Here is a 1540-nt window from a genome sequence, read left to right as displayed (position 1 = left end):
AATCGAGTAGGAGGGGGTGACTAACCCCCGACCTCTCACACCACCGTACGTACGGTTCCGTATACGGCGGTTTCATTTAAGTCTGACGCTTGACTTGATATCGATGATATAGACTCTTCAACCCTTGGTTGTCCCAGTATTGGTTCCCAAGGGCATTATGCAGGATGGGGCTGCTGGCGACTCGCCAGTAGCCTTTCCTGGTATTTGCCCATTCCCACGCTTTTCTTTCCTGTACTCCGTACTTCTTTAGGTTCTTGTACTTTGTTTTAATTTTCTTCCATTCTTTCCAGCGAATCATCCGAAGTCTTCTTCGAATCCATTTATCTAAATTCCTGAATATGGTTGGCGTTTCAGACAGTTGATAGTAACCCAGCCAGCCAACCAGATAGCGATTCAGTTTATCGATCCGGTCCTTCATATTCATGGATTTTCTTCTTGAAGTTAATTCACGAATACGCTGTTTACACCGTTTAATACTTTCCTGAGAGATCCGTATTTTCGGGTTCTTATGAAAGGTGAAAGAAAATCCAAGGAATCTTCGCTTCCATGGGCGGTCTACCGCACTTTTCTTCTCGTTCACTTTCAATTTCAGCGTTCTTTCAATAAATCTCGTGATGCTTTCCATCACTCGTAGTCCTGCCCTCTTAGAACGTACGTAAATATTACAGTCGTCCGCGTAGCGGACGAAACAGAGACCTCTTTTCTCCAACTCTTTATCCAGCTCATCTAACACAATGTTAGAGAGTAAAGGGCTTAAAGGTCCACCTTGTGGTGTTCCCTCCGTGTTGGGGCGAACCAGACCGTCTTTCAAAATTCCTGCCTGCAGGTATCTTCGAATCAGTCTTAATAGGTTCGGGTCTTTGATTCGTTTACTTAATGTACGCATCAAGCGGTCATGGTTCACTTTATCAAAGAACTTTTCTAAGTCTATGTCCACGACCCAACGGTGCCCTTGTTTTATATAGCTTCTTGCTTCCCTAACCGCGTTATGTCCCCGTTTGTTTGGACGGAATCCATAACTGTAGGTAGAGAATGTTGGGTCATATTCAGTGGTGAGAACCTGTGCGATGGCCTGTTGAATGAACCGATCCATCACGGTGGGGATACCTAACTTCCTTTTACCTCCGTTCGGTTTCGGGATTTCGACACGACGGACGGGTTGGGGTTGATAGGTCCCACTTTGAATTTCTTCTCGCAGAGAAGCCCAGTGTGTATGAAGGTGCGCTCGTAGGTTTTGTACGGGCATCCCGTCTACACCGTGGCTTCCTTTATTGCGTTCAACGCGTTTTAACGCGAGGGTTAGATTTTCTCGTGATAAGATTCGGTCCAACATGATATCAAACTCCTACGTGAATGGTCTCTCTCGTTGTGTGGCAACATCTCTCCACCCTTCTAATGTCCCCGGCGGGCTTCACCGCCTCCTCCATTAGGAAGGTTTTCATGTTTCTGCTTCATCAAGTGTTGCGTACGCGAAGCGCCATTCTTCTTAAATGATTCGGTCCTTCATGGGAATTCTAGAAGTTCCCACTACTATGACCTC

General features: G+C 46.0%; 1 protein-coding gene. It reads right to left on the bottom strand.

The genetic code is table 11. The annotated features are described in order from the left end of the window. Positions 1 to 76: 76 nt before the first annotated feature. A complete protein-coding gene (gene ltrA, locus ACKA06_RS21590; protein WP_032086719.1) occupies positions 77 to 1336 on the bottom strand; it encodes a group II intron reverse transcriptase/maturase in 1260 nt (419 codons plus the stop codon). Positions 1337 to 1540: the final 204 nt, after the last annotated feature.

It is taken from the genome of Rossellomorea oryzaecorticis (genome assembly GCF_045897515.1).
Taxonomy (GTDB): Bacteria; Bacillota; Bacilli; order Bacillales; family Bacillaceae_B; genus Rossellomorea; species Rossellomorea enclensis.
Note: the sequence above shows the minus strand (reverse complement) of the source record. Positions and strands in the feature narration are given on the sequence as shown.